This window comes from Agromyces binzhouensis (assembly GCF_004135055.1).
GTDB lineage: Bacteria > Actinomycetota > Actinomycetes > Actinomycetales > Microbacteriaceae > Agromyces > Agromyces binzhouensis.
In genome coordinates, this window is record NZ_SDPL01000730.1 from 1 (window position 1) to 783 (window position 783).

At 74.3% G+C, this 783-nt stretch carries 1 protein-coding gene; it reads left to right on the top strand.

Translation table 11 applies throughout. The features are described from left to right. Positions 1 to 89: 89 nt before the first annotated feature. Positions 90 to 560 carry a Holliday junction resolvase RuvX gene (ruvX, locus tag ESO86_RS17925; RefSeq protein ID WP_129236050.1) on the top strand — a complete coding sequence of 157 codons (471 nt, stop codon included), beginning with the start codon at positions 90 to 92 and terminating at the stop codon, positions 558 to 560. The last annotated feature ends 223 nt before the right edge of the window (positions 561 to 783 follow it).

The following is a 783-nucleotide window of genomic DNA, read 5'->3' on the forward strand; positions in this document are numbered from 1 at the left end:
AAGCCCGACCTCGCGCAGGGCGGCGGCACGGACCTCGGCGCGATCCCGGCTGCGCTCGGCGCCGCGCGGACCGCTTCCGGAGCCTGATCGTGAGATCGGGCGCGCGACTCGGCATCGACGTCGGCCGGGCGCGGATCGGCGTCGCGAGGTGCGACCCGTCGGCGATCCTGGCGGTGCCCGTCGAGACGGTCGCACGGAGCGCCGAGGACGACGGCACCGACATCCGCCGCGTGCTGGAGCTCGCGTCCGAGTTCGACGCGATCGAGCTCGTGGTCGGGCACCCGCTGTCCATGTCGGGCCGGCCGACCGCGTCGACCGACGACGCCGTCGGGTTCGCCGAGCGTCTCGCTGCGGCCGGGGCGACGGTGCGCCTGGTCGACGAGCGGATGTCGACGGTGAGCGCGCAGCAGGCGCTGCGCTCGGCCGGCAAGTCGTCGAGGAAGCAGCGTCCGATCATCGACCAAGCTGCAGCCGTTATCATTCTGCAACATGCCATCGATGCCGAACGGGCATCGGGTACCGCCCCAGGACGCACGATCTCCGTCGAGGAAGGCCCCTGACCTCGTGACCCAGCTCCCCCCAGAGCGCCGAAGCGGCTCCGCGCCGGTGCCGCCGTCATCCGACCCGTACGGGCGCGACGAAGCGCTCGGTGGCGCGGGACCGCAGCCCCCCGTCCCGCGGACCCGGCGGGAGTTGCGGGAGATGGAGCAGCGGCAGGCCGCGGAGGCGGCGCAGCGCGCGGCCTCAGCGGATTCGGAGCGTGCGGCGGCAGCGGAGACCGCG